This window comes from Bradyrhizobium sp. 18BD (assembly GCF_054185225.1).
Genome location: NZ_JAVAYL010000018.1, coordinates 112682 through 139238 on the forward strand (window position 1 = coordinate 112682; position 26557 = coordinate 139238).

27 protein-coding genes are annotated in these 26557 nt (G+C 64.3%); 12 read left to right on the forward strand and 15 right to left on the reverse strand.

Annotated elements, in window-relative coordinates; genetic code table 11:
• Positions 1-13 precede the first annotated feature (13 nt).
• From RAD16_RS28945 to RAD16_RS28955, 3 genes are all read right to left on the reverse strand, one after another.
• Positions 14-631, reverse strand: a complete 618-nt coding sequence (locus RAD16_RS28945) for a LysE family translocator (protein ID WP_458161323.1) — start codon at positions 629-631, stop codon at positions 14-16.
• Between the two features lie 232 nt (positions 632-863).
• A complete protein-coding gene (locus RAD16_RS28950) occupies positions 864-1406 on the reverse strand; it encodes a hypothetical protein (protein ID WP_458161237.1) in 543 nt (180 codons plus the stop codon).
• 2 nt (positions 1407-1408) lie between these two features.
• A complete protein-coding gene (locus tag RAD16_RS28955) occupies positions 1409-2854 on the reverse strand; it encodes an LVIVD repeat-containing protein (RefSeq protein ID WP_458161238.1) in 1446 nt (481 codons plus the stop codon).
• A gap of 117 nt (positions 2855-2971) precedes the next feature.
• Between RAD16_RS28955 and RAD16_RS28960 the strand changes: the two genes are divergently transcribed.
• From RAD16_RS28960 to RAD16_RS28970, 3 genes are read left to right on the forward strand one after another with little or no spacing between them, the layout of a single operon-like run.
• Positions 2972-3286, forward strand: a complete 315-nt coding sequence (locus RAD16_RS28960) for an ArsR/SmtB family transcription factor (RefSeq protein ID WP_458161324.1) — start codon at positions 2972-2974, stop codon at positions 3284-3286.
• Positions 3279-3749, forward strand: coding sequence for an SRPBCC family protein (locus tag RAD16_RS28965; protein ID WP_458161239.1), 471 nt, complete (start codon positions 3279-3281; stop codon positions 3747-3749). The genes RAD16_RS28960 and RAD16_RS28965 overlap by 8 nt, the downstream gene beginning before the upstream one ends.
• Complete coding sequence (locus tag RAD16_RS28970; protein WP_458161240.1) at positions 3746-4258, forward strand: SRPBCC family protein; 513 nt, start codon at positions 3746-3748, stop codon at positions 4256-4258. The genes RAD16_RS28965 and RAD16_RS28970 overlap by 4 nt, the downstream gene beginning before the upstream one ends.
• 121 nt (positions 4259-4379) lie before the next feature.
• Here RAD16_RS28970 and RAD16_RS28975 read toward each other — a convergent pair whose 3' ends face one another.
• On the reverse strand, positions 4380-5156 hold the full coding sequence (locus RAD16_RS28975; RefSeq protein ID WP_458161241.1) for a DUF2189 domain-containing protein: 777 nt from the start codon (positions 5154-5156) through the stop codon (positions 4380-4382).
• A gap of 243 nt (positions 5157-5399) precedes the next feature.
• On the opposite strand from RAD16_RS28975, the gene RAD16_RS28980 reads away from it, so the two are divergent.
• Positions 5400-7628 (forward strand): ATP-binding protein, encoded by a 2229-nt coding sequence (locus tag RAD16_RS28980; RefSeq protein ID WP_458161242.1) that lies wholly within the window; start codon positions 5400-5402, stop codon positions 7626-7628.
• 2 nt (positions 7629-7630) lie between these two features.
• On the opposite strand, the gene RAD16_RS28985 is transcribed toward RAD16_RS28980, so the two are convergent.
• The 7 genes from RAD16_RS28985 to RAD16_RS29015 form a co-directional block, all read right to left on the reverse strand.
• Positions 7631-8074 (reverse strand): hypothetical protein, encoded by a 444-nt coding sequence (locus tag RAD16_RS28985; protein ID WP_458161243.1) that lies wholly within the window; start codon positions 8072-8074, stop codon positions 7631-7633.
• A gap of 2 nt (positions 8075-8076) precedes the next feature.
• Entirely contained in the window at positions 8077-8445 is a 369-nt protein-coding gene (locus tag RAD16_RS28990; protein WP_458161244.1) for a hypothetical protein, read from the reverse strand.
• Positions 8446-8526: 81 nt separating this feature from the next.
• Complete coding sequence (locus tag RAD16_RS28995; protein WP_458161245.1) at positions 8527-8994, reverse strand: MarR family winged helix-turn-helix transcriptional regulator; 468 nt, start codon at positions 8992-8994, stop codon at positions 8527-8529.
• Positions 8995-9003: 9 nt separating this feature from the next.
• Positions 9004-10614: an acyl-CoA synthetase gene (locus tag RAD16_RS29000; protein ID WP_458161246.1), complete on the reverse strand. Its 1611-nt coding sequence runs from the start codon at positions 10612-10614 to the stop codon at positions 9004-9006.
• A gap of 124 nt (positions 10615-10738) precedes the next feature.
• The gene (locus RAD16_RS29005) at positions 10739-11878 is read right to left on the reverse strand and encodes an epoxide hydrolase family protein (RefSeq protein ID WP_458161247.1); all 1140 of its coding nucleotides are present in this window, start codon (positions 11876-11878) and stop codon (positions 10739-10741) included.
• Between the two features lie 127 nt (positions 11879-12005).
• Positions 12006-12461 (reverse strand): GatB/YqeY domain-containing protein, encoded by a 456-nt coding sequence (locus tag RAD16_RS29010; RefSeq protein WP_458161248.1) that lies wholly within the window; start codon positions 12459-12461, stop codon positions 12006-12008.
• Between the two features lie 33 nt (positions 12462-12494).
• Positions 12495-13223, reverse strand: a complete 729-nt coding sequence (locus RAD16_RS29015) for an alpha/beta fold hydrolase (protein WP_458161249.1) — start codon at positions 13221-13223, stop codon at positions 12495-12497.
• 146 nt (positions 13224-13369) lie between these two features.
• Between RAD16_RS29015 and carA the strand changes: the two genes are divergently transcribed.
• Positions 13370-14560 (forward strand): glutamine-hydrolyzing carbamoyl-phosphate synthase small subunit, encoded by a 1191-nt coding sequence (gene carA / locus RAD16_RS29020; RefSeq protein ID WP_458161250.1) that lies wholly within the window; start codon positions 13370-13372, stop codon positions 14558-14560.
• A gap of 42 nt (positions 14561-14602) precedes the next feature.
• Here carA and RAD16_RS29025 read toward each other — a convergent pair whose 3' ends face one another.
• Complete coding sequence (locus RAD16_RS29025; RefSeq protein ID WP_011090107.1) at positions 14603-14818, reverse strand: hypothetical protein; 216 nt, start codon at positions 14816-14818, stop codon at positions 14603-14605.
• Positions 14819-14968: 150 nt separating this feature from the next.
• Here RAD16_RS29025 and RAD16_RS29030 point away from each other — a divergent pair, with 150 nt between their 5' ends.
• Positions 14969-15490 carry a hypothetical protein gene (locus RAD16_RS29030; protein WP_458161251.1) on the forward strand — a complete coding sequence of 174 codons (522 nt, stop codon included), beginning with the start codon at positions 14969-14971 and terminating at the stop codon, positions 15488-15490.
• Positions 15491-15605: 115 nt separating this feature from the next.
• On the opposite strand, the gene RAD16_RS29035 is transcribed toward RAD16_RS29030, so the two are convergent.
• A complete protein-coding gene (locus tag RAD16_RS29035) occupies positions 15606-16130 on the reverse strand; it encodes a Dps family protein (RefSeq protein ID WP_458161252.1) in 525 nt (174 codons plus the stop codon).
• Positions 16131-16234: 104 nt separating this feature from the next.
• Between RAD16_RS29035 and RAD16_RS29040 the strand changes: the two genes are divergently transcribed.
• On the forward strand, positions 16235-16936 hold the full coding sequence (locus tag RAD16_RS29040; RefSeq protein WP_458161253.1) for a class I SAM-dependent methyltransferase: 702 nt from the start codon (positions 16235-16237) through the stop codon (positions 16934-16936).
• A 260-nt stretch (positions 16937-17196) separates the two neighbouring features.
• Here RAD16_RS29040 and RAD16_RS29045 read toward each other — a convergent pair whose 3' ends face one another.
• The gene (locus tag RAD16_RS29045) at positions 17197-17568 is read right to left on the reverse strand and encodes an ArsR/SmtB family transcription factor (RefSeq protein WP_458161254.1); all 372 of its coding nucleotides are present in this window, start codon (positions 17566-17568) and stop codon (positions 17197-17199) included.
• Positions 17569-17681: 113 nt separating this feature from the next.
• Between RAD16_RS29045 and RAD16_RS29050 the strand changes: the two genes are divergently transcribed.
• The 3 genes from RAD16_RS29050 (at position 17682) to greA (ending at position 23136) form a co-directional block, all read left to right on the forward strand.
• Entirely contained in the window at positions 17682-18851 is a 1170-nt protein-coding gene (locus RAD16_RS29050; protein WP_458161255.1) for an MFS transporter, read from the forward strand.
• Positions 18852-18992: 141 nt separating this feature from the next.
• Entirely contained in the window at positions 18993-22457 is a 3465-nt protein-coding gene (carB, locus tag RAD16_RS29055; protein ID WP_458161256.1) for a carbamoyl-phosphate synthase large subunit, read from the forward strand.
• 205 nt (positions 22458-22662) lie between these two features.
• Positions 22663-23136 (forward strand): transcription elongation factor GreA, encoded by a 474-nt coding sequence (gene greA, locus RAD16_RS29060; protein ID WP_018643807.1) that lies wholly within the window; start codon positions 22663-22665, stop codon positions 23134-23136.
• Between the two features lie 425 nt (positions 23137-23561).
• Here greA and RAD16_RS29065 read toward each other — a convergent pair whose 3' ends face one another.
• Positions 23562-24041 (reverse strand): Lrp/AsnC family transcriptional regulator, encoded by a 480-nt coding sequence (locus tag RAD16_RS29065; RefSeq protein ID WP_027547667.1) that lies wholly within the window; start codon positions 24039-24041, stop codon positions 23562-23564.
• A 267-nt stretch (positions 24042-24308) separates the two neighbouring features.
• Here RAD16_RS29065 and trxB point away from each other — a divergent pair, with 267 nt between their 5' ends.
• Both trxB and RAD16_RS29075 read left to right on the forward strand, forming a co-directional pair.
• Complete coding sequence (trxB, locus tag RAD16_RS29070; RefSeq protein WP_458161257.1) at positions 24309-25274, forward strand: thioredoxin-disulfide reductase; 966 nt, start codon at positions 24309-24311, stop codon at positions 25272-25274.
• Between the two features lie 4 nt (positions 25275-25278).
• Complete coding sequence (locus tag RAD16_RS29075) at positions 25279-26202, forward strand: LysR family transcriptional regulator (RefSeq protein ID WP_084809887.1); 924 nt, start codon at positions 25279-25281, stop codon at positions 26200-26202.
• Positions 26203-26557: the final 355 nt, after the last annotated feature.

Sequence of the window (26557 nt, forward strand, 5' to 3'; positions counted from 1 at the left end):
CCGGCCGGACGGCTCATTTCGCGCGGATGAGCGCCAGCCAGATGCCGCCGCCGATCATGAAGCCGCCGGACACACGCGACACCAGGCGCGTGCGGCGCGCCGAGAAGAAGCCGCGGACCTGACCGGCAAGCAGCGCGTAGATTCCGTCCGTCAGGCCGGCAAGCACCATGAAGGTTAATCCGAGCACCAGGACCTGCGACAGGTGATCCTTGCTCATGTCCATGAATTGCGGAATGAACGCGCCGAAGAACACCAGCAGCTTCGGATTCGACAACGCCACGACAAAGCCCTGCAGGAGAAAGCCGCCGCGAGGGGGAGGCGGAGGCGCGTCGGTGTCGACGCCTTCAACCGGAGCGCGGATCAGCTTGATGCCGAGCCAGACCAGATAGGCCGCGCCTGCAAAGCGCACCCAGTCGAACCAATAGCCCATCGTCGCCATGAGCGTGGTGAGACCGACCGCAAGGATGCCGATCACAATCAACAGCCCCATCTGCACGCCGAGAATGTTGGTCAGCGCCGAGCGCGTGCCATAGCGCAGGCCGTTGGCGATGACGAGGGTCACGATCGGCCCCGGCAGCAAGGCCAGCGCAATGCAGGCGGCGACGAAGGCGAGATAGGCTTGCATGGACATCATGGGGAGGACTCGGCTGAAAGCGGTTTGGGACATCAATGCATGAGACGGGCGGGGATGGAAGGCGGCTCGTCCCCTCTCCCCGCTTGCGGGGAGAGGGTTAGGGTGAGGGGGAGTCTCCGCAGGGACGGTGACAGACGGACTCGCGGAGGCTCCCCCTCACCCGGAATCCGCGCTGCGCGCGCATTCCGTCCTCTCCCCGCACGCGGGGAGAGGCGAAGAACCAAGCCCCTCACTTGCCATCCAGCGCCGCCATCACCCATGTCCTCATCTCCTGCGTCTCCAGAAACGCTAGCGCCGCGCGCTGAATCGCCTTTGTTTCCCCACGCCCCTGCGCCGCTGCAACGAACAGATCGCAGCGGCGTGAGACAGCAACGCCGATCGCGGCGTGACGGACACCGTCGGCCATATCGAGATCATATCGCCGCGCGCGACCGCGCATCTCACCGAGCCCCACCTCCTCGCCCGACGCAGCCGCCGCAAAGCGCGGACTGATCAGATCGATATCCGCAACACGATCCACCTCATCGTCATCGGCGACGCCGCGGTCGCAATTGCAGAATCCGCGCTTGGCGCGGATATAGAGCTCGGCACCCGCGCAAGGACCCTCGCAGCGGAATGCGCGCCCGGCCGGCCAGCCATCGCGCGGGAACGACCAGGCGATCTCGCGCCAGCGCGCCGTCTCTTCCACCGGCTGCGGCGCAAGCTGATAGGCCCCGACACCGGAGACGCCGAGCGCGATCGCGACAATTGCTATCGCCGCCCCGCGCCGCATCGTCAGTTCCTCGGCAGGCCGGCGGCGGCGCGCGCGGCGCCGGTCAATTCGAGGATATGCAGGCCGGTGTTGGCGCGATCGACGATGTAGATGTAGCCGCGATCGTCCGTCTCGACATTGTTGGTCTGGATCGCGACCTTGCATCGCGCGCCGCCTTCGATCGGGATGCAGCGCTTGTCGGTCGCCTGCGTGATCGCCGGGATGAAGTAGCCGACCTCCTTCGGATGATAGGGATCGCGGATATCGAGCGCACGCACGCCGGCATTGAAGAAGGCGATGAAGGCCATCTTCTTGTAATAGACCGGCGCCATGCTCTCGTTCGAAGAATGCGAGCCGAAACGGCCGCCGCGCTGGCAGAACTGTCCGCTCGCCTCCGGCACCGTGTAGCTCGAGATCATCATCGGCCGCGTCTCGGTGGTGACGTCGGCGAACCACACCATCTGCCGGGCCTCGCCGCATTCGTTCAAGATCGCCTCGTCCACGATCATCACGATGTCGCGCGTCCTGCCGTCCTTGTCCTCGGCAAACTCGGCGATCGGCATGTCGAGCATCGGGAACGTCGTATGCGCACCGTTGAAGGCGGACATCGGCATCCGCGCGATCTCGGGATAGCGCAGATTGTCCGGCGTCGGCTCCTTCGGCCCGGTCAACAGCTTCTCGCGATCGACGATCTGCAAGATGCCGCCCTTGTTGGTGCCGTAGCCGAAATAGACCCGGTTGCCGTTCGGTCCGGTCGAGATCGGCCCGTGCAATTCGGTCGGTACCGCGCCGGTCGAACCGGGCTCCTGGCCCGGCAGGCCGAAGTCGCGGATCTTCTGCGGATGCGCAGGATCGGAGAGATCATAAACCTGCGTCATCCGCCGCGTGCGCCAGTCCGGCGCGCCCGAGACGAGGAAGGCAATGCCGGTATCGCATTCCCACCAGCTCTTGTGCGTGTCCTTCAAGCCGGCAATGCGGGTGATCAGCGCGGGATTGGCGGGATCGGCGACGTTCCAAATCTCATGCGCCTCGCTGCCGAAGGTGCGCAGCATGTAGACCGCGTTGGGATCGCCCTTCGGCAACAACTTGCCGTCGCAGACCCGCACCATCTGCGCGCCGCCGCCTTCATACGTGCCTTCCTGCCCCGGCAGGTGCCGCAGATATTTCGGATGCGCGGGATCGGTGACGTCGACGATCGAGGTTCCGTTCGGTTCGGCTTGCCCCGTCATCAGATTGACCGGATTGGGCACGTCGTCGGTGCCGCCGTGATGGCCGATATAGGCGATCCAGCGGTCGCCCTGGTGATGGATGGTCGGCTGATAGGCGCTGCGCGCCTGCAGATCGTCGGTGCCCACCAGCTTCATGTTGGACGCTTCCGGCGGCGCGCCGATCGTCTGCTTCTGGGCGTGAACGAGCGTGCTGCAGGCGAAAAGGACGAGGCTTGCAGCAGTCAGGACGCAACGGAACATCAATGTCCTCCCCGGAACCAATCTGCGTTGGCTGAGATGAAAGGCTAACACGGTCATTTGCCCGGGCCAAAGACACCATCTTGACATGCAACCTTTTGGTTGCCTATTATCGTCGTCATGGATGAGGTCTTCAAAGCGCTCGCCGACGCGTCACGACGCTCGCTTTTGGACAGGCTTCACGCCAGGAACGGCCAGACGCTGAACGATCTTTGCGAGGGCCTCGCGATGACGCGGCAAGCCGTCACAAAGCACCTTGTCATTCTCGAAGAGGCCAATCTGGTCACGACCATCAGGCATGGCCGCGAAAAGCTGCATTACCTCAACCCGGTGCCGATCCATCAGATCGGGGAACGCTGGATCAGGAAGTTCGAGCGCGACAAGCTCGTCGCACTCAGCGAGTTGAAACGTCAGTTGGAGAAGCGCGATGAGTAAGCCGCAATTCGTCTACGTCACCTACATCGAGACCACGCCGGAGAAACTGTGGGACGCACTGACATCGAGCACGTTCACCAGGCAATACTGGTTCGGGGCCGAGGTCCGATCGGACTGGAAGGTCGGCTCGCCCTTTGCGCTCACGCTCGACGGCGAGGTCACCGACTCCGGTGAAATCCTCGAAGCCGATCCGCCGCGGCGTTTGTCCTACAGCTTCAAGCACCAGAAATTCGAGGAACTGCGCGGCGAGCCGATCTCGCGCGTCGTCTTCACGCTCGAACCATTCGGCTCGCTCGTGCGTTTGACCGTGTTGCATGACGGCTTCGTCGAGGGCGGCAAATATCTCGGCGCCGTCTCCAATGGCTGGCCCGCGATCCTGTCCCAGCTCAAGAGCCTGCTCGAAACCGGCAAGCTGCTCGGCATCCCCCGCGCAGCCCTGAACAAGGGATTCGACGCAAAATGAACCTCGATCAATTCAAGCCGCTGACGGTCTACACCATCTACATCGCGTCCACGCCGGAGAAAGTGTGGGAAGCGCTGACCTCGGCCGAGTTCAGCAAGCAGTATTTCTTCGGCAACATCGTGGAGGTCGAGCCACGCCTTGGCGGCGCCTTCATCGTGCGCACGCCCGATGGCGCGCTGCACATCAGCGGCGAGGTACTCGCTTACGACCCGCCGCGAAAACTCTCTGTCACCTTCAACGTCAACTGGCCGGAACTGATCGAAAAGCTCGGCCCGACGCTGGTGACTTACGAGATCGAACGGGTCGGCGATGCGGTTCGTCTCACCATGAGCGAAGGTCATGACCGGCCGCTGAGCGACGACATCCTTGCCGGCGGACGGCAGGGCTGGCCCGCGATCCTCTCCAGCCTGAAGAGCGTGCTCGAGACCGGCAAGCCGCTGGTCGTGAAGATGGGCCCGCCGCAGCGGATGCTGGACGCGCTGAAGGCGATGGGGATCAAGACGCCGTAGCTTTCTGTCGTCCCGGGGCGCGCGAAGCGCGAGCCCGGGACGACAGAGTTGGTGGATGAATGGATTCTCAGATGCGCAATTGCGCATCGTAGCTCGCCCTTCGGGCGCCCCGGAATGACGCCTAGGCGGGCACCGGCACCACGAGCCGCCGGTAAAGATGCCACGTCGCGTGCCCCAACACCGGCAGCGTCACGACCAGCCCGAGAAAATACGGCAGCGCCGACACGATCAGCAGCATCACGATCACCGCCGCCCAGCCGATCATCGGCAGCGGGCTGGTCACTACCGCGCGCACGCTCGTCACCATCGCGGTGACGAAATCGACCTCGCGGTCGAGCAGCAACGGAAACGACACCACGGTCAGCGAAAACAAAATCAGCGACAGCACCGCGCCGACCGCGTTGCCGATCGCGAGGAACAGCAGGCCCTCATTGGTCGTCAGCACCACGGTCATGAATTCCTGCAGGCTCGAGAACGAGGCGTGCAGGCCGAGCAGCAGCGCGATCAGCAGCCGCACCTGGTACATCCAGATCACGAACACGAACAGCGTAACGAAGGCCATCCAGCCGATCTCGCTGCGCGAGCGGATCGCCGACCAGATCGCGCCGAAGGAAACGGGCTCGCCGCGCTCGCGGCGGCGGCTGACTTCGTACAGACCGATCGCCACGAACGGCCCGATCAGCGCGAAACCGGCGGCCAGGGGATAGACCAGATAGACCATGCCGAAGGCGGTGAGGCAGAGCATGATGACGATGCCGCCGGCCGCGTAAAGCGCGCCGAAGCAGAGCCCGTAGAGCGGCAGCGCCTGGAAATCGCGCAGACCCTCGACCAGCGCCTCGGCGATGTCAGTCGCCGCCACGGGACGCACCACCGGATCGACCTTGCCCGAGATGGACATCAGCTTCCTCCGCACATCGGCACGATCTTTCGTCGCGCTCGGACCACGATATTAGCGCCGCTGCTCGCACGCGCAACTTGATGCCGGACGACGGGTCGATTGTGCCGGCATCGCAACGCACGCATTGCGAAATCTTTAGCCTTCGGTGCGATTTTCCAGCCGATGCCTATGGACTGGGCGGACGATCGTGCCGCAAATTGTACCTTCGAACAAATACGCGCGAAGAGCGGACCCGCCCGACAGATGAGCTTGCGTACCCGGCTACTGATCCTCGTCATCGCGGCCATGCTGGTGCCGGCGGGCCTCATTGGCCTGCGCTTCATGCAGAACCGGACCAGCGAGATCAACGCGGCCCTGGCCAATCTGACGGCGTCCGCCGACGACATTGCGAGCGATCTCGGGGAGAAGATCCAGGGCACCGCCCAGCTTCACTATGGCCTCGCCCGTGCCCGCGACCTCGACACGCGCGACAAGGCGGCATGCTCGGCGTTCCTGTCGGATGTGCGCGAGGAATACCCGCAATTCACGGGTATCCTGACCATCGATCCCGACGGCAGCCTGTTTTGCGATTCGCTGCGGACCAACCGCACGCTCGATCTGAATGACCGCGGCTATTTCAAGCAGGTCAAGGGTCTGCAAGGCGTCGTCGCGGTGGAGCCGGTGTTCGGCCGCCTGACCGGACTATCGGTGCTCCAGATCGCCTATCCGGTGCGATCGGATGCGGGTGCGCTGAAATTCGTGCTGCTCGCCTCGTTCAACCTGAACAAATTCGCGGAGTTTCACGACAAGCGGCTGCTCGCCGAGAAGGACATCCTGCTTGTCGACAGCAAGGGGACGGTACTGGTCGCGCCCAAGAGCGGCTGGAGCCAGCCCGTCGGCGCGTCGATCGCGGGCTCCGATCTGCTCCGCTTCGCGGCAGCGCCCGAAGGCGAGGCGTCGCGCGAGGTCACTGATCGTGAGGGCCGCACGCAGGTCTGGGCCGTTTCCCGCTCGCCCTCGATCCGCAAGGCCGGCCTCTATATCCTGGTCGGACGGTCCAAGGATGGCCTCGTCGCGGCAGCGAACCGCCGGCTTTACGAGGACGTGGCGATCCTTGCCGTGGCCTCGCTGCTGCTGCTCGCCGGCGTCTGGATCCTTGCGACCGTCGGCGTCGGACGACAGGTCGGGCGGCTGGCCGCGATGGCCAAGAGGCTCGGGCTCGGCGATCTCAGCGCGCGCATTCCGCCGCCTCATCCGCGCGGCGAGCTCGGCGGGCTGATGACGCTGCTCAACGACACCGCCGAATCCCTCCAGCAGCAGCGCGCGGCCATCGCGGACCTCAACCAGAAGCTCAGCCAATCGCAGAAGATGGAAGCCATGGGCCAGCTCACCGGCGGCGTGGCGCATGATTTCAACAATCTCCTGACCGTCATTCTCGGCAATTCGGAGCATCTCGCCGACCGGCTGGCGGGCAACAAGGAATTGCACCGGATCGCCGGCGACATCGCGACCGCCGCGGAGCGCGGCTCCGACCTGACCCGGAGCCTGCTCGCCTTCGCGCGCAAGCAGCCGCTGCGACCGCGCGACATCGACGTCGCCGGCAAGCTGCTCGAATTGGAGCCGTTGCTGCGCAGGTCGCTGGGCGAGCACATCGAATGCACCTTCGCGCTCGATGCCGATTTGTGGATGACCAGCGTCGATCCCGGCCAGCTCGCGACGGCGCTGCTCAACCTCGTGCTCAACGCGCGCGACGCCCTGCCCGAGGGCGGCAAGCTGACGGTTGAAGCGCGCAACATTGCGCTCGGTGAATCCGACCTGGACGTCAACGGCGAACCGCGGCCCGGTGACTACGTCATGGTGGCCGTGACCGACACCGGCACCGGCATGACCGCCGAGGTCGCGAGCCGCGCCTTCGAGCCGTTTTTCACCACCAAGGAGGTCGGCAAGGGGACCGGGCTCGGCCTCAGCATGGTCTACGGCTTCGTGCGGCAGTCCGGCGGCCTGGTGCAGATGCAGTCCGCGCCGGGCCGCGGCAGCGTCGTCAAACTGTTCTTTCCCCGACTTGCAGAGCCGCCCGCCGAAGAGCCGCTACCAGCGGAGCGGACCACGGCCGCCGACGGCAGCGAGACCATTCTCGTCGTCGAGGACGACGACATGGTGCGGGCCTATGTCGAAAGCGAGCTGAAGGCGCTCGGCTACAACGTCATCACGCGGTCGAACGGCCCCGCGGCGCTGGAGTTGCTGCGCCAGCCCGGACATATCGACCTGCTGTTCACCGACGTCGTGATGCCCGGCGGCATGTTCGGGCCGGAGCTTGCGAGGCAGGCAATTGCGCTTCGGCCTGGGCTGAAGGTCCTCTTCACTTCCGGCTACAGCCAAAATCCCGTCAAGACGCCCGACGGTGTCGGCGATGCCCGTGTCCTGACAAAGCCGTTCAAGCGGAAGGATCTTGCCGCGCTGCTGCGGTCCGCGCTGTCGGCGCCGCCCGGCTGACGTCAGGACGACAGCGTAAGCCGAAGCGCCACGCCGAGATTGGCCGCGAACAGGGCCGCGTCGATGACGAAGATCCGGAGCATCGGGCCGTTCAACACCGGCCAATAGGCGACGCCGACGCGTCCACCGCGCATCAGAATGGGAACGTTGTAGACAAACTGGCTGAAATGGCAGGCGGAGAAGAACAGGAACAGCGCAAGCTGCGCCTCGACCGGCTGGAAGAACAGCGGGCGTGCAGCCAGAAGATAAAACGACAACAAGCCGATCGGCAGGTTCATCCCGCCCAGGAACGCCACGCTGGCCGCAAGCGTCGGCGCGATCGGATTGCCGCGCTCTTCCCGCGGCAGCAAAATCTTCAGCGTGTTGCGCTGGGCGATGCTGAACTGGATGAAGGCGCCCACGAACCAGAGCGAATTGAGAAGCAGAACGATATCCGAAAGGCGCATGGTCATTTTCCGTAAAAGGCTTCGCTGCGCACCACGCGGCCCGCAGCGTCGAAATCCATGAACTCGCTGGCTCTGACATCGCCGAGCTGCCACCACACCGTCAGCCGCGCGATCACCTCGTCCCAGCTCCAGCTCAGGATCTTCAGATCGGCGCTTTCGATATGGCCATAGGCCTCCCGCCAATAGGCGCGGATGTTCTCGGCGCCGGTGACGACAGGCGAACCGGTGAGCGACAACGCCAGAGGACTGCGCATCTGCGCGCTGTCGGCAAAATGCGCGACGACGGCGTCGATGTCGACCTTGCACCAGTTGGCGCACCATGCCGCGACAAAGCGTTCGGCCGCGGCACGATCCATTTTCTGTGCGCTCATGACGCGGCCCTCCCCTGGCTCGTTGCCGGGAAAGTGGCAAAGCTCGCTTCTCATGTCAACTATATTGACTTGAGAATTTCGTCAGTTGCCGTCGGCGATCGCCTCCATGACCGCCATCCAGGCCGCGGCGCCGGATGTGCCGACGCGGCTGAACGCCTCGCGCATGACCTTGCGTTCGTGATCCGATGCCTTCTGCTCGATGCGTTGCCCTGCGGCCGTCAGGCGCAGCAGTTTTGAACGATGCTGCTCGGGCGACCGTTTCGATGAGACCAGCTTGCGCTCGGTCAGCAGATTGAGCGGTCTATTCAGCGCCTGCTTGGAAATGCCGAGGGTCTCGATCAGCGCGCCGATCGCGATATCCGGCCGGCGCGCGACCACGTAAAGGATGCGATGGTGCGGGCGCGACAGGCCCTGCTGCGCAAGATATTCATCGGCCTCCAGCGTCATCCCGCGCCAGCCGTAATACATCAGCTCCAGCGCCGCATCGAGATCGTGCAGCTTGTCGAGCGAAGCGCGATGAAGCCCCGCGGCTTGAGAGGTCTTTGGCATTGTCGGAAGCTAACCCTTCGCCCGCAGCTCACGCCGCAGCACTTTTCCTGTCGCCGTCATCGGTAGCGTCTCGGCGAACTCCACGAAGCGCGGATATTCGTGCGCGGCGAGCTGCACCTTCACGAACTCCTGGATCTCGCGTGCGAGCACATCGCTGCCGGTGAAGCCCGGGCGCAGCACGATCCAGGCCTTGATCGATTCGGTGCGGATCGGATCGGGAACGCCGACCACGGCAGCCATCGCCACCGACGGATGCTTCATCAGCGTGTGCTCAATCTCGGACGGGCCGACGCGATAGCCGGCAGTGGTGATGACGTCGTCCTCACGGCTGACATACCAGAAATAGCCGTCCTCGTCCTGCACGCCGAGATCGCCGGTCAGCAGGAACTCGCCGGCATATTTCTTCGCGGTCGCGTCCGGATTGCGCCAATACTCGAGCATCGTACACGGGCAAGGCTGGCGCACGCCGATGATGCCGCGTTGTCCCCTGGGCAGTTCCTCGCCCTTGTCATTGACGATGCGGACGTCGAAGCCCGGCGTTGCCTTGCCCATCGAGCCCGGGCGGATCGGAAACAGGTTCGAATTGCTGCCGATCACGAGATTGCACTCGGTCTGGCCGAACACTTCATGCGCGTCGATGCCGAAAGTCTCGCGCACCCAGCCCAGCAGCTCGCCGCCGAGCGATTCACCGCCGGTAAAGATGCTGCGCAGCTTGACGCCTGTATGCTTCACGCCGGCCTGCCGCATCAGCTTCAGCGCGGTCGGCGGCAGGAAGACGTTGCGCACGCCGAGATCGGCCATCATCTGCATCGCCGCCTGCGGCTCGAATTTGCGCGCGCGATGGCCGACCAGCGGAATGCCGTGGTACCAGAATGCGAACAGGCCGTTGACGAGGCCGCCGATCCAGGCCCAGTCCGCCGGCGTCCACATGAGATCGCCGGGCCGCGGCAGGAAGTTGTGGCACATCTCGACATTCGGCAAATGCCCGAGCACGACGCGGTGCGCATGCAGCGCGCCCTTCGGATTGCCCGTGGTGCCCGAGGTGTAGATGATCAGCGCGGGATCGTCGCATGAGGTATCGACGGTCGCAAAGTCCTCGGAAGCCGTTTCGATCGCTGACCAGAACGGTTTTGCGCCGGCGTGGACGGCGCCGCTCGTGACATAGATGTCCTGCAGATAGGGCAGCCGCTCGCGGATCTTCGTCAGTTTCTCCCAGCCCGCCTCATCGGTGATGATGGCTCGCGCTTGCGAATTCGACAGGCGGAATTCCAGAGCATCCTCGCCGAACAGCGCGAACAGCGGAATCGAGATCAGGCCGGAGCGGAACGCCGCCATATGCACGATCGGCAATTCCAGCGATTGCGACAGGAACACAGCGACGCGGTCGCCGCGCACAAGGCCATCGGCCTTCAGCACATTGGCGAAGCGGCGCGACATCTCGGCGACCTCGTCGAACGAGGTGCGGGTGGTGGCGCCGTTCTCGTCGACATAGACCAGCGCGAGGCGGCCGGTGCCGTCGGCATGACGGTCGCAGCACGCCTCAGCCATGTTGAAGCGCGCCGGGACGTCCCAGCGGAAATTGCGATAGAGCTCGTCGTAGGTTGCGGCTTCGGTCAGCATGGTCAGGCGTTTCCACGGTCTCGGCGTCATAGCCGGACTTGTTCCGGCCATCCACGTTGTTCTTGGCGATCAGTTTAAGGCCGTGGATGCCCGGGACAAGCCCGGGCATGACGATGGAGGCAGCTTACCGCACCGTCGCAAAAAACGTCCTGACATCGCGCACGAAGAGCTCAGGCTGCTCGAATGCGGCGAAATGCCCGCCCTTCTCCATCTCGCTCCAATGCGTGATGTTGTGGAAGTTCGGCTCCATCCAGCGCCGCACCGGCGTGATGATCTCCTTGGGGAACACCGCAACCCCGGTCGGCACGCTCACCTTGGGCGTGGTCCGGCGTTTGCCAAAGCTCTCCCAATAGAGCCGCGCCGACGAGGTCGCCGTCTCCGTCGTCCAGTAGAGCATGACGTTGTCGAGCAGCTCGTCCTTGTCGAAGATGTTTTCGGGATGGCCGTTGCAATCGGTCCAGGCCCAGAACTTTTCCAGGATCCAGGCCGCCTGCCCGCTCGGCGAATCCGTCAGGCCATAGCCGAGTGTCTGCGGCCGCGTCGATTGCTGTTTCGAATAGCCGGAGTCGAGATCGACGTAATGCTTGAGGCCGGCGAGCGCACGCTTCTCCTCCGGCGTCGGCTCGCCCTCGACCTTCGGCGCCGCATTGAAGGCGAGCGTGATGTGGATGCCGGCGCAATGCTCGGCGTCCTGGCCGCCGAGCGAGGTCGTCACCGCCGAGCCCCAATCGCCGCCTTGCGCGCCGTAGCGCGCATAGCCGAGCCGGTCCATCAGCTTCGCCCAGGTCGCGGCGATACGGTCGACGCCCCAGCCTGTGGTCTTCGGCTTGGCGGAGAAGCCGAAGCCCGGCAGCGAAGGACAGATCACATGAAACGCGTCCGCGGGATTGCCGCCATGCGCGGCGGGATCGGTGAGCGGCGCGATCACCTTCTGGAATTCGACGATCGAGCCGGGCCAGCCATGAGTGATGATCAGCGGCAGCGCGGACGGCTCCTTCGAGCGCACATGGATGTAGTGGATATCGAGCCCGTCGATCTCGGTGGTGAACTGCGCGAAGCGGTTGAGTTTTTCTTCACGCGCGCGCCAGTCGTAGCCGGTGGCCCAGTAGGCGCAGATCTCCTGGATCCACTGCAGCGGCGCGCCCTGGCTCCAGTCGTCGACCAGCTCCGCCTCCGGCCAGCGCGTGCGGGCAAGGCGTGACTTGAGGTCGGCGAGGACGTCGTCGCTGATGGCGATGCGAAACGGTTTGATGGCGCCGGTCATCGGTTGCCCCCATTTTTCCTGTCATTCCGGGACGCGCGTAGCGCGAGCCCGGAATCCATTTCGCAACAGGCCTGGCAGCAGGATAGATTCCGGACTCGACGCTAACGCGTCGCTCCGGAATGACAGCTCAGCCCGACAGCGCCGCCTTCACCAAACCGCTGGCCTTACCGAAGTCCATCTGTCCCGCGTACTTCGCGCGCAACACCGCGATCACCTTGCCCATGTCTTTCATGCCGGCGGCACCGGTCTCAGTGACGGCATCTGCGATCGCCTTCTTCACCTCGTCCTCGGACATCTGCTTCGGCAAGTAGGCCGAGATCACCGCGATCTCCTCGCGCTCTTGGGCTGCGAGCTCGGCGCGGCCGCCTTTGTCATAGAGCTCGACCGACTCCTGGCGCTGCTTGATCATCTTCTGCAGCACGGCGAGTAGGTCGGCATCCGTCAGCGGCGGCTTGCCCTGGCCGCGCGCCTCGATGTCGGCGTTCTTGAAGGTCGAGTTGACCATGCGCAGCGTGGACAGCTTGCGCTCGTCCTTGGCCTTCATGGCCTCCTTGACCGCATTGTTGATGTCGTCGCGCAGCATGATGGTGATCCCTTCGAATATCCGACGCCTGATCTAGGCCGTTCGCGCCCCCGACACAACCGGAGTTCCCAGCCATTCGGCCAGCGCCCGTGTCGTTGCCTCGGGCTGCTCCGGCTGCGGCAGGTGCCCGCAATTGGCCAGCACGACCAGCTTCGCGCCGACAATGCCCTCCGCCATCTCCCTGGAGAAGGTGTTGGGGATGGTGTTGTCCTGATCGCCTGTCAGCACCAGCGTCGGGCATGTGATGGTTGCCAGCGTCGGCCGTGAATCCACCCGCGCGATGATCGCGGTCTGCTGCCGGAGATAGCCTTCGACACCGACGTCCTCGCCCTGCTCATGCACGAGCCGGCGAATGGCGACATCATCGCGGCGCGAGGGATGCACCAGTTCGGGAAACATCTCCTCGCGCGCGGCGCGCAGCTCGCCGCGCTTCGCCCGCTCCATCAGGCCGCGGCGGCGCTCAGTTGCTTCAGGGGTGTCGGGCCGCGCCTGGGTGTTGATCAGCGCAAGCTTCAAAACCCGCTCCGGCGACTGGCGCATGATCTCGAACGCGATGTAGCCGCCCATCGAATGGCCGGCGAGCGCGAAGCGCGGCGGCGCCTCGCCGAGCACGCGCGCGGCGATGGCCACCATGCTGTCGTCGCGGATATGGTTGGCAACCATCACCGGGCCGAACCGCCACAGCACCGGGATCACCGGGGCATAGATCCGGGCCGAGGAGGCCAGCCCCGGAACCAGCAGAATCGGGGTGGTCTGGTCCATTATTGCCTCGCAAGCCCAGGAATTTGCCGGAAATTGTGCGGCCAAGCTTAAGTGCCGGAGGCGGGCTGTCAAATATGCAAAAACGCATGTGAATCCGCCCTTTCCCGCTTTGACGGCCGCGCGTGGGGGCCTTATGAAGCGGGCTCATGACACAACATGACAACGATACCGCCTGGCCGGACCATAAACCGACCGCGCTCCTGGTGCTTGCCGATGGCACGGTGCTCGAAGGTTTTGGTCTCGGCGCTGAAGGCCACGCCGTCGGCGAAGTCTGCTTCAATACCGCGATGACCGGCTATGAGGAGATCCTCACCGATCCCTCCTATGCCGGCCAGCTCATCACCTTCACCTTCCCGCATATCGGCAACGTCGGCACCAACGACGAAGACATCGAGACGGTGAACATGGCCGCGACGCCCGGCGCGCGCGGCGTGATCCTGCGCACCGCGATCACCGATCCCTCGAACTACCGCGCCACCAAGCATCTCGACGCCTGGCTCAAGGCGCGCGGCATTATCGGCCTCTCCGGCATCGACACCCGCGCACTGACTGCGCTGATCCGCAGCAAGGGCATGCCCAACGCCGTGATCGCGCATTCCAAGACCGGCGAGTTCGACCTGCATGGCCTCAAGGAAGAAGCGCGCGAATGGCCCGGCCTCGAGGGCATGGACCTCGTGCCGATGGTCACGTCCGGCCAGCGCTTCACCTGGGACGAGACGCCCTGGCTGTGGGACAAGGGCTTTGGCCGCCAGGACAAGACCGAGTTCAACGTCGTTGCGATCGACTACGGCATCAAGCGCAACATTTTGCGCCTGCTCGCCGGCGTCGGCTGCAAGGTGACGGTGGTGCCGGCGACGACCTCGTCCGAAGACATTCTCGCGATGAAGCCGGACGGCGTGTTCCTGTCGAACGGTCCGGGCGATCCGGCCGCGACCGGCAAATATGCCGTGCCTGTCATCCAGGACGTCATCAAGTCGGGCACGCCGACCTTCGGCATCTGCCTCGGTCACCAGATGCTGGGCCTCGCCGTCGGCGCGAAGACCAAGAAGATGCATCAGGGCCATCACGGCGCCAATCATCCCGTGAAGGATGAGACCACCGGCAAGGTCGAGATCACCTCGATGAACCACGGCTTTGCCGTGGACGAGACGACGCTGCCGAAGGGCGCGACGCAGACTCACATCTCGCTGTTCGACGGATCCAATTGCGGCATCCAGCTCGACGGCAGGCCGGTGTTCTCGGTGCAGTATCACCCCGAGGCCTCACCGGGTCCGCGCGACTCGCACTATCTGTTCCAGCGCTTCGCCGACCTGATGCGGCAGAAGAAGAGCGCGTAAGACTGAAGGGCTGCCCGGCGGCGAACCTGCCGGGCTGCGTCGTCACGGACGCATGAACATGAAGTCCGTGTCGGGGTCGCAATTCTCGGCGATGAAGCGCAACTCCGCCTGAATGTCGGCGACGGACCTCGTCTCCAGATATTTCGAGATCACCAGACTAAGCAAGGCGCGGCAGACGGCTTCGTGCCCGAGGCCTGCCGTCTCCGCCTCGTCGACGGCCGCTGAAAAATGACGCTGCGCAACGTCAGATGCGTACATGGCGTTCCATCCCTTTACCTCTAAGAATTGCGTGCCCCCGAATGGCTGTCTGCGCCTTGATCTCCGTCAAGCGAGCGTATGGACTGGCGTCAGGAACAAGGGCGCCTGCCCCGTCTTGAGTCCTGGTCAGTTGCTACACGGAGCCCCGTCATGTCGGTCGTCCGCGACAACGCCGAGCCGCTCGCCATCGTGTTCGAGGACGATGGGCTCGTGCCGAACAACATTCTCCCGTTCCTGGTCTACCAGGGAGCGCTGAAGCTCGATCCTAGTCATCCGGAAGAGACCATCGAAAAACTGTTCGAGGCGAATAGCTGGGGCGGCACCTGGCGCAACGGCGTCTACGATTATCTGCACTACCACGCGACGGTGCATGAGGTACTCGGCGTCGCGCGCGGGAGTGCGCGGGTCCGCTTCGGCGGCGATCATGGACAGGAGCTGGAGATCAAGGCCGGCGACGTCGCGATCCTGCCGGCCGGCACCGGACATCAGTGCATCAAGGCGAGCGGCGATTTCTGCGTGATCGGTGCCTATCCGCCGGGAAGCAAGATGGAGATCACAAGGGCAACGCCGGAGAACCACGCCAAGGCGCTGAAGACGATTCCGAACGTCGCGCGGCCGCCGGCCGATCCGGTAACGGGCGAGGACGGGGCCTTGATGCGGCTGTGGCGGTAGCCGCGGGCACGGTGCCGTAGGGTGGATTAGCGCAGCGTAATCCACCTCTTCCGTTTCCGCGGAGACAGACGTGGTGGTTACGCCTTCGGCTAACCCACCCTACGGCAGCGCGGCATTACGCCTCGTTGCCGCCTTCCTGCCGCGTCGCCTCGAACAGGAACCAGGTCCGGCGCTCGGTTTCGTCGATGAAGACTTCGAGGATGCTGGCGCTGGCGACGTCGCCGGCCTCGTCGCAAACCTCGTGCGCCTTCCGCATCGCGCTCGCGACGTGCTTGTTGTCCTGCATCAGCTCGCGCAGCATCTCGCGCGGCGGAACGTAGTCCTCGTCATTGTCCTTGATGGTCTGCAGCTTTGCGACCTGGCCGATTGACTTCAGCGTGGTGCCGCCGATCTTGCGGACGCGCTCGGCGAGCTGGTCGGTGGTGGCGAAGATCTGGTCGGACTGCTCGTCCAGCAGCAGATGGTAATCGCGGAAATGCCGGCCGCTGATGTGCCAGTGGAAATTCTTGGTCTTGAGGTACAGCGCGAACGCGTCGGCCAGAAGCACGTTGAGCGCCTCGGAAACCTTGCTGACCGCCTGGGGCTGCAGATCGGTGGGGGTGTCGAGGTCGGGAGAGACCTTGCTGGGGGCTTTGCTCACGATAAACCTTCCTGTTAGGACGCGGACATTGACGGCGCGCCGTCGCACCCCTAACGCAAGGCGGGCAGCGCGGTTCCTAGATAGGAACCGCCGGGCGGGATATCATGGAAGATTGGATCGATTATTACGACTCCACGCATACGATCTATGTCAGCAAGCTGCATCGCGATTTGCACTTCCAGATCATCGCGCGGGACATCATTGGCTACATCCCCTCGCCCGAGGCGAGCGTGCTCGACTATGCCTGCGGCGAGGCGCTGTCGGCGAGCCAAGTGGCCGCGGCCTGCGGCAAGCTGATCCTCGCCGAGCCGGCGCCCGGCGTGCGCGGCCGGCTGATCTCGCGGTTTGCCCCGAACACAAAAATCCGCGTCCGCTCGCTCGAGGACGTCCGCAAGATGCAGGACCAGTCGATCGACCTCGTGGTGATGAACTCGGTCGCGCAGTACATGACGCCTGATGAGCTCGACGGCGCGCTGCTCAATGTCCGGCGACTGCTGACGCCATCGGGCAAGCTGGTGCTCGGTGATATCCTGCAGCCCAATGTCGGCATGGGCCGCGACGTGATGGCGCTGCTCAGCTTCGGCCTGCGCCACGGCTTCCTGAAGGATGCGCTGATCGGGCTGATCAGCACCGCGCTGTCAGATTACCGTCACTTGCGCTCGCGGATCGGGCTGCAGCGCTACAGCGAGGACGAGATCACGGCGAAGCTGAAGGCGGCCGGCTTCGCGGTCCAGCGCGCCCAAACCAATATCGGCCACAATCGCTGGCGTATGACCTTCATCGCGCGGCCACCGCTGGTGCGTTAAGCATAACAACTACCTGAGGTGGCTTGTCGCATCTCGATCGGACATGATCCGCGCGGCCCGGTGGCGGAAGCGTCTACGCGAGAGCAGTGCATCGCTCTTCATCCTGGTTCAAATCCAGGCCGGGTCTCCACGCTTCGCCCCTGCGGGGCTACGCGTGGCGCCGCCACGCTAGGCCAGCGGAGGCGAAGCGTGTCCGGCGTAGCTGGAGCGAAGCGAAAGCGAAGACGGACGGGATCTCGCAATAGCTCGTCTCAGCCGCCTCAATCCACAGCAACTGTTTCACATTCGGACAAAAGCTGAAGCCGCTCCGCATCCTTCGCCGCGGAGCTGATCACCGCATCGAGCAAGCCCGGAAAACGCGCGTCCAGATCCTCGCGGCGCAGCCGCATGAAGCGGTTGGTGCCGGCCACGCGCGTCAGCATCAGGCCGCATTCGCGCAATTTTGCGAAGTGATAGGCGAGGTTGGATTTGCCGGCGAGCGCGGTGAAGTCGCCGCAGCAGAGCTCGCTGCTGACACGTTCCTGCTGCGCGAGCTGATAGACGATGGCCAACCGGATCGGATCGCTCAGGCAATCCAGCACCATCGGCAGCTCGATCTGCTCGCGGGTGGGGTGGAGAGGTGTGCGGCTCATGATCCGGGAATCATAGCGATACGGCCGCAATGTTCAATAGTTCTTGAACCAATTGACTCCTCTGCCTTCGCATTCAATAGTTCAATAAACGTTGAACATAGGGATATTGTCCAATGAGCGTGTTCTGGCTGGCCCTGGCGGCCTTTTCGATCGGCACCGAAGGCTTTGTGATTGCTGGGCTTTTGCCGTCGATCGCCAGCGACCTGTCAATTTCGGTCTCGGCCGCCGGCCAATTGGTCACCGCCTATGCCCTCACCTATGCCGTGGGCTCGCCGGTTCTGGCCGTGGCGCTGAACAATATCGATCGGCGCACCGTGCTGGCCCTGGCTCTGACCACCTTCATCGCCGGCAACCTCGCGGCGATGGTGGCCTCCAACTACGCCCTGCTGCTGGCCTCGCGCATGCTGATGGCCTTGGGCTCCGGCCTGTGCATGCCGACGGCGCTCGCGGTGTCGGTTGCCGTCGCCTCGCCCGAGCGGCGCGGCCGCGCGGTGGCGCTGGTCACCTCGGGCCTCACGGTTGCGACTGTCATTGGCGTGCCCCTCGGCAACCTCGTCGGCAGCCTGCTTGGATGGCGTGCGACCTTCGCGATGGTCGCGCTGATCGGCGCGGTGGCGCTGGCCGGCCTCCTGCTCGGGCTGCCCCGCGGTCTGCCCCGCAACACGGCGTCGCTCAGCGACCGTCTGGCGGTGGCGCGACACAGCAACGTGCTGATCGCGCTGGTGATCACGGTTTTATGGGCGCTCGGCGGCTTCACCGTATTCACCTATTTCGCGGTCCCGCTGCGTGGCCTCGGCTTCGATGCTTCGCATATCAGCCTGGCGCTGCTGGTGTTCGGCGGCGCCGCCGCGATCGGGAACATGCTCGGCGGCGTGCTGGCCGACCGGCTCGGTTCGCTCGCCACCGCAGCGCTCGGGCTCGCCGGCATGGCCAGCGCGCTGATCCTGCACTCGCTGGTCCTGAAGCTGATGCCCGGCCAGGCCCATTATGCGGTGCTGGGCGCGATCTTCCTCTGGGGCATCTCGGGCTGGGCGTTCTATCCGGCCCAGATCGCCAGCATCATCCGGATCGAGCCGCAGGCCTCAATGATCGCGCTCTCGCTCAACGCCTCCGCGATGTATCTCGGCTTCGCCATCGGCGGTGCCTTAGGGGGTGCGGTGCTGGCCACCCTCTCGCCCAACGACCTCGGCTGGATCGGGGGAACGAGCGTTGCGGCCTCGCTTCTGGTGCACCTCGCGCGGGGCTGGCAGGCGCGGCCAAAACCGGTCAAAATTGCCGGTTGATGGGCGTTTTTCGGGGTTTCGCCGCCCCGAAAACTGGTCTAAGACCCACCCGCGCGCGAGGGAGACCCCCGCGCTCTCGCTCAAGGGACGCGCGGCAAGCGCGCCCTTTTTTTGTGCCCAGATTCCAGCCCGCGAGCGGTGATGCCTAAACGAACCGACATCTCGACCATCCTGATCATCGGCGCCGGTCCCATCGTGATCGGCCAGGCCTGTGAGTTCGATTATTCGGGCACGCAGGCGGTGAAGACGCTGAAGGAAGAGGGCTATCGCATCGTCCTCGTCAATTCCAATCCGGCCACCATCATGACCGATCCGGAATTGGCCGATGCGACCTATATCGAGCCGATCACGCCGGAGATCGTCGCCAAGATCATCGAGAAGGAACGCCACGTCATTCCCGGCGGCTTCGCGCTGCTGCCGACCATGGGCGGCCAGACCGCGCTGAACTGCGCGCTGTCGCTGCGCCGGCAAGGCACGCTGGACAAGTTCAACGTCGAGATGATCGGCGCCACGGCCGATGCCATCGACAAGGCCGAGGATCGCCAGCTGTTCCGCGAGGCCATGACCAAGATCGGGCTCGAGACGCCGAAATCGCGGCTCGCCAATGCCTCCGAGCTGAAGAAATCCTTCCGAGACAAACACCAGGCCGAACGCGAGAAGCTGTCGGGCGCAGCCCTCGAAGAGCACGACCGGCAATGGACGCTCGGCGAGAGCGACCGCCGCAAGCGCTACCAGGAATACGCCTTCGGCCAGGCCATGATGGCGCTGTCCGAGATCGGCCTGCCCGCGATCATCCGTCCGTCCTTCACCATGGGCGGCACCGGCGGCGGCATCGCCTACAACAAGGAAGAGTTCCTCGACATCATCGAGCGCGGCCTCGATGCGTCCCCCACCAACGAAGTCCTGATCGAGGAATCCGTCCTCGGCTGGAAAGAGTACGAGATGGAGGTGGTGCGCGACAAGAAGGACAATTGCATCATCATCTGCTCGATCGAGAATTTCGATCCGATGGGCGTGCACACCGGCGACTCCATCACGGTCGCGCCGGCGTTGACGCTGACGGACAAGGAATACCAGATCATGCGCGACGCCTCACTGGCGGTGCTGCGCGAGATCGGCGTCGAGACCGGCGGCTCCAACGTGCAGTTCGGCGTCAATCCCGAGGACGGCCGCATGGTCGTGATCGAGATGAATCCGCGCGTGTCGCGTTCGTCCGCGCTGGCCTCGAAGGCGACGGGCTTCCCGATCGCCAAGGTCGCGGCAAAGCTCGCGATCGGCTACACGCTCGATGAGATCGCCAACGACATCACCGGCGGCGCGACGCCCGCCTCGTTCGAGCCGACGATCGACTACGTGGTGACCAAGATCCCGCGTTTCGCCTTCGAGAAATTCCCCGGCGCCTCCTCCACGCTGACGACCTCGATGAAGTCGGTCGGCGAGGTCATGGCGATCGGCCGCACCTTCCAGGAGAGCCTGCAGAAGGCGCTACGCGGGCTCGAGACCGGCCTCACCGGCCTCGACGAGATCGAGATCGACGGCCTCGGCCAGGGCGACGACAAGAACGCGATCCGCGCTGCGCTCGGCAGGCCGACGCCGAACCGGCTGCTGCAGGTCGCGCAGGCGATGCGGCTCGGCTGGACCAACGAGGAGATCTTCAACTCCTGCAAGATCGACCCGTGGTTCCTCGGCGAGATGCGCGGCATCGTCGACATGGAAGAGAAGGTCAAGAAGAACGGCCTTCCTTCCAACGCCTTCGGCATGCGCACGCTGAAAGCCATGGGCTTCTCGGACGCGCGGCTTGCCGTGCTCGCGCATACCGCGGAGGCGGACGTGACCGCCAAGCGTCACGCGCTCGGCGTCCGTCCCGTGTTCAAGCGCATCGACACTTGCGCGGCCGAGTTCGCCTCGCCCACGGCCTATATGTACTCGACCTATGAGTCCCCGTTCGCCGGCAGCACCGCAGACGAGAGCGCGCCGTCGGACCGGAAGAAGGTCATCATCCTCGGCGGCGGTCCGAACCGCATCGGTCAGGGCATCGAGTTCGACTATTGCTGCTGTCACGCCTGCTTCGCGCTCTCGGATGCCGGCTACGAGACCATTATGGTCAACTGCAATCCGGAGACCGTGTCGACCGACTACGACACGGCGGATCGCCTCTACTTCGAACCGCTCACCGCGGAAGACGTGCTGGAGATCATCGCGACCGAGCGCACCAATGGCACGCTGCATGGCGTGATCGTGCAGTTCGGCGGCCAGACACCGCTGAAGCTGGCGCGTGCGCTGGAAGCCGCCGAAGTGCCGATCCTGGGCACCTCGCCCGACGCGATCGACCTTGCCGAAGACCGCGACCGCTTCAAGCGCGTGCTCGACAAGCTCCGCCTCAAGCAGCCGAAGAACGGCATCGCCTATTCGGTCGAGCAGGCGCGGCTCGTCGCCGCCGATCTCGGCCTGCCGCTGGTGGTGCGTCCGTCCTACGTGCTCGGCGGCCGCGCGATGCAGATCATCCGCGAGGAGAACCAGCTCAACGACTATCTGCTCGGCACGCTGCCGGAGCTGGTGCCCGCCGACGTCAAGGCGCGCTATCCCAACGACAAGACCGGTCAGATCAACACGGTGCTCGGCAAGAACCCCCTGCTGTTCGACCGTTACCTGTCAGATGCCACCGAAGTCGACGTCGACTGCCTCTCCGACGGCAAGGACACCTTCATCGTCGGCATCATGGAGCACATCGAGGAAGCCGGCATTCACTCCGGTGACTCCGCCTGCTCGCTGCCGCCCTATTCGCTCGATGCCAAGATGATCGACGAGCTGGAGCGGCAGACGCGTGAGCTCGCGCTCGGCCTCGACGTCGTCGGCCTGATGAACGTGCAATACGCCATCAAGGACGGCGAGATCTACGTGCTCGAAGTTAATCCGCGCGCCTCGCGCACGGTGCCGTTCGTCGCCAAGGTGGTCGGCACGCCGGTCGCCAAGATCGCCGCGCGCATCATGGCCGGGGAAAAGCTCGCCGACTTCAATCTGAAGAAGGCAAAGCTCAAGCATGTCGGTGTGAAGGAATCGGTGTTCCCGTTCGCGCGCTTCCCCGGCGTCGACACGGTGCTCGGCCCCGAGATGCGCTCGACCGGCGAGGTCATGGGCATCGACCGCAACTTCGAGGTCGCGTTCGCCAAGAGCCAGCTCGGCGGCGGCACGCGGGTGCCGGGCAAGGGCACGGTGTTCGTCTCGGTGCGCGAGAGCGACAAGACGCGCATTGCCGATGCGGTTCGCGAACTGCATTCGCTCGGCTTCAAGGTGCTGGCGACCTCGGGCACGGCGCGCTTCCTGACCGATCAGGGCATCCCGACCGAGAAGGTGAACAAGGTGCTGGAGGGACGGCCGCACATCGTCGACGCCATCACCAATGGCGACGTCCAGCTGGTCTTCAACACCACCGAAGGCCCGCAGGCGCTCGCCGACAGCCGTTCGCTGCGGCGCGCGGCCCTCTTGCATAAAGTGCCGTATTACACCACTCTTTCCGGGGCCGTGGCGGCCGCGCAGGGCATCCGCGCCTATCTTGGCGGGGACCTTGAGGTTCGTACCCTGCAGAGCTACTTTTCGGAAACCTGATTGCTAGCGGAGCGCAGCCTCCGCTAAGTGGTTGGCAATGAAGCCACAATGGCCGGAGGAACTGTCCGGCCATGTGGTTGTTCTGTTCCGGCGCCAGACCCACATAACGTTCCGGTGGCGGCGTCTTCAGCCCCGGATACACCGACGAATCAAGGTTGCCGCGCCCTCCGTCCGGGGGGCGCGTGACCGAAAGACGAGAGAAGAGATGGAAAAGGTTCCGATGACCCAGGCCGGCTTTGTCGCGCTCGGGGAAGAATTGAAGAAGCGCCAGTCGGAGGACCGTCCGCGGATCATCGAGCATATCGCCGAGGCGCGCTCGCACGGAGACCTGTCGGAGAACGCGGAATATCACGCCGCAAAGGAAGAGCAGTCCCACAACGAGGGCCGCATCGCCGAGCTCGAGGACAAGCTCGCGCGCGCCGACATCATCGACATCTCGAAGCTTTCCGGCGACACCATCAAGTTCGGCGCCACCGTGACGCTGGTCGACGAGGACACCGAGAAGAAGACGGTGTGGCAGATCGTCGGCGAGGTCGAGGCCGACGCCAAGAAGGGCCGCATTTCCATCACCTCGCCGCTCGCCCGCGCGCTGATCGGCAAGAAGAAAGGCTCGACCGTCGAGGTCAACGCTCCCGGCGGCGCCAAGGCGTATGAGATCACCAAGGTGGAGTGGCGGTAAGGATTTGCCGTCGTCTCACTGACGTTTCGAAAAGGCCGCGCACTGCGCGGCCTTTTTGTTTCAGGCGTGTCGCTTGAAGTGTGAGAAGTCTCTGCTCTAACCACCCGTCATTGCGAGGAGCAAAGCGACGAAGCAATCCAGAATCCCTCTGCCGGGGACAAGTCTGGATTGCTTCGTCGCAAGAGCTCCTCGCAATGACGGAGTGGGAGCTAGCGCGCCCGACTCCATCACCGTCACCTGAGGCGCTCGCCTCTTCGGCGAGCCTCGAAGGGCGACGGCCCGGCTGTTGCCACGCACTGCTGCATCTCGGCCGCCCATCCTTCGAGGCTCCCCATGGGACGCGTTGCGTCCATGCCTCGCACCTCCTGCGACAACGGCTTTGCCGTTGCGCGGGGATGACGGAGCTGATAGGGCGATTGGGAGACCTACCTCCGCCCCTTCACGTCCAGCGGCACGGCCGCCTCGTACTTCGAATTATGCAGCACCAGCGAGGTCCGCACATTGCGGACATGGGGCGCGGCGGTCAGGTGCGTCACGAAATCCTGGAAGGTCGCCATGTCCGGCGCGACGCATTTGAGAATGAAATCGACCTCGCCCGACAGCATCCAGCATTCCCGCACCAGGGGCTCGGCGCGGACGAACTCCTCGAAGGCGCGCAAATCGGCCTCGGCCTGGCTGGAGAGGTGCACGGCGGCGAAAACCGTAACGTCGAAACCGAGCTTTCGCGCATCCAGCAGCCCGCGGTAACCGTGGATGTAGCCCTCCTCCTCCAGCGCCCGGACCCGGCGCAGGCAGGGGGGCGGTGAGATTCCAACACGCTTGGCCAGCTCGACATTGGTGATTCGACCGTCGGCCTGAATCTCGGTCAAAATCTTCAGGTCGATCTCGTCTAGGTTCCGCGACACGTGATTGGAACTCCTGGCCTTTGCGGCGGTATTGGGTGGGTCTGTCGCAATCCTCATAGCCCAGTCCGGCCGGTTAGCGCAATTTTATTGCGCGTGCAGCGCAATCGACTTTTGTTCCTTGTTGGAAAAATCCGCCGATAGGGAATGCAATTCTTGCATAGCTCACCAGAACGCTTAGATTAGCTCTGATATTTCAGCGCCTCCGCGAGGCCTCCCGGCACGTTCCGCGCCCGCGCTGCAAATCCCCCGTGAAAGGCGTCCATCGAAATGTCCGCTCCTGTTCATGCAAAGGTCGTCATCATTGGCTCCGGCCCCGCCGGCTACACCGCGGCGATCTACGCCGCGCGCGCGATGCTCGAGCCGATCCTGATCCAGGGCATCCAGCCGGGCGGTCAGCTCACCATCACCACCGACGTCGAGAACTATCCGGGTTTCGCCGACGTGATCCAGGGTCCCTGGCTGATGGAGCAGATGGAGAAGCAGGCGGTCCATGTCGGCACCAAGATCGTCTCCGACCTGGTGATCAAGCTCGACACCTCGCAGCGGCCGTTCCGCCTCACCTGCGACAGCGGCGACGTCTACCTCGCCGACGTCGTCATCCTCGCGACCGGCGCGCAGGCGCGCTGGCTCGGTCTGCCGTCGGAAGTGAAGTTCCAGGGCGGCGGCGTGTCGGCCTGCGCCACCTGCGACGGCTTCTTCTACCGCGGCAAGGAAGTCGTGGTGGTCGGCGGCGGCAATACCGCGGTCGAGGAAGCCCTGTACCTCACCAACCACGCCTCGCAGGTCACCATCGTGCACCGCCGCGATCACTTCCGCGCCGAGCGCATCCTGCAGGAGCGCCTGTTCAAGCACCCCAAGATCAAGGTGGTCTGGAACTCCGCCATCGACGAGATCTGCGGCACCGAGAACCCGAACAAGGTCACGCATGTGCGCCTCAAGAACGTCAAGACCGGCGCGCTGACGGATTTGAAGACCGACGGCGTCTTCATCGCCATCGGCCATGCGCCTGCGACCGAGCTCGTGAAGGACCAGGTCAAGCTCAAACCCTCAGGCTACATCGAGGTCGCCCCGAATTCGACCGCGACTTCCGTGCCCGGCCTGTTCGCCGCCGGCGACGTCGCCGACGAAACCTATCGCCAGGCCGTAACGGCCGCCGGCCTCGGCTGCATGGCAGCGCTCGAGTCCGAACGCTTCCTGGCCTTGCGCGCCAGCGAGCGCGCCGCAGCGGAATAAGATCATGCCTCGAACACGCGACGGATTTACGGATATGGACTGGGACAAGCTGAAGGTGTTTCACGCGGCGGCGGAAGCGGGCAGCTTCACGCATGCGGGCGAGCAGCTCGGCCTGTCGCAATCGGCGGTCTCACGCCAGGTCTCGGCGCTGGAGCAGGAGCTGTCGGTCTCGCTCTTCCACCGCCACGCCCGCGGCCTGATCCTCACCGAGCAGGGCGACCTTCTGTTCCGCACCGCGCATGACGTGTTCATGCAACTCCAGGCGGCACGCGCGAAACTCACCGACAGCCGGGAGCGGCCGAGCGGCGATCTCAAGATCACCACCACGCCGGGCGTCGGCATCAACTGGCTGATCCCGCGCCTCGGCGAATTCACCGCGCTGTATCCGGAGATTCGCATCTCGTTGATCGTCACCGACGAGGAGCTCGATCTCTCCATGCGCGAGGCGGACGTTGCGATCCGCACCCGCAAGCCGACGCAGCCGGATCTCATTCAGCGCAAGCTGTTCGCGATGGGCTTCCACGCCTATTGCTCGCCGGAATACATCAAGCGCTTCGGCACGCCGCGCACGCTGGAGGAGCTCGACTCCCACCGCATCATCACGCTGTCCGACGGTAACTTCGCGCCGCATTTGCAGAACCGCAACTGGCTGATCGAAGCCGGCCGCAACGGCTCCGGTCCGCGCGAAGCCTATTTCAAGGTCAACAACATCCTCGGCCTCGTGCGCGCCTGCCAGCAGGGCCTCGGCATCGCGGCACTGCCCGACTATCTCGTCGAGGAGCAGAGCAAGCTCGTTCAACTGTTCGGCGAATCGGATTCGATCCAGCTCGATACGTATTTCGTCTATCCGGAAGAGTTGAAGACGGTCGCGCGCGTGCAGGTGTTCCGCGACTTCGTGGTGAGCAAGGCGCAGCGCTGGCCGTCCTGATTTCCGCATGTCTGACATGCGACCTGAACGGTTGCTGCATGGCGCTTGGCAAGCCCATAATGTTTCCACGCTGAGCCTTCGCGTTGCGCATTTGTCCCCCTCCTCCAGTGGCGCGGGAGTTCAGTAATCCCTCTTGGAAGGTGATTGTGTCGGCCTCACGTGGCCAATACCTCAAGCCGGGCCCTTTGGGTCCGGCTTTTTTTCTGCCGAATGGGCATTCGCCCTCCGCGTGTATTGACAGTTTTGGGCATACCCCGCATCATTTACAAATGATCACGAAGTCGTGCGCAATCGTCTCGAAAAAAGGCCCCCATCCCGGGGCCTCGGATTTTTGCGCACACTAGCTAGCTTCGTC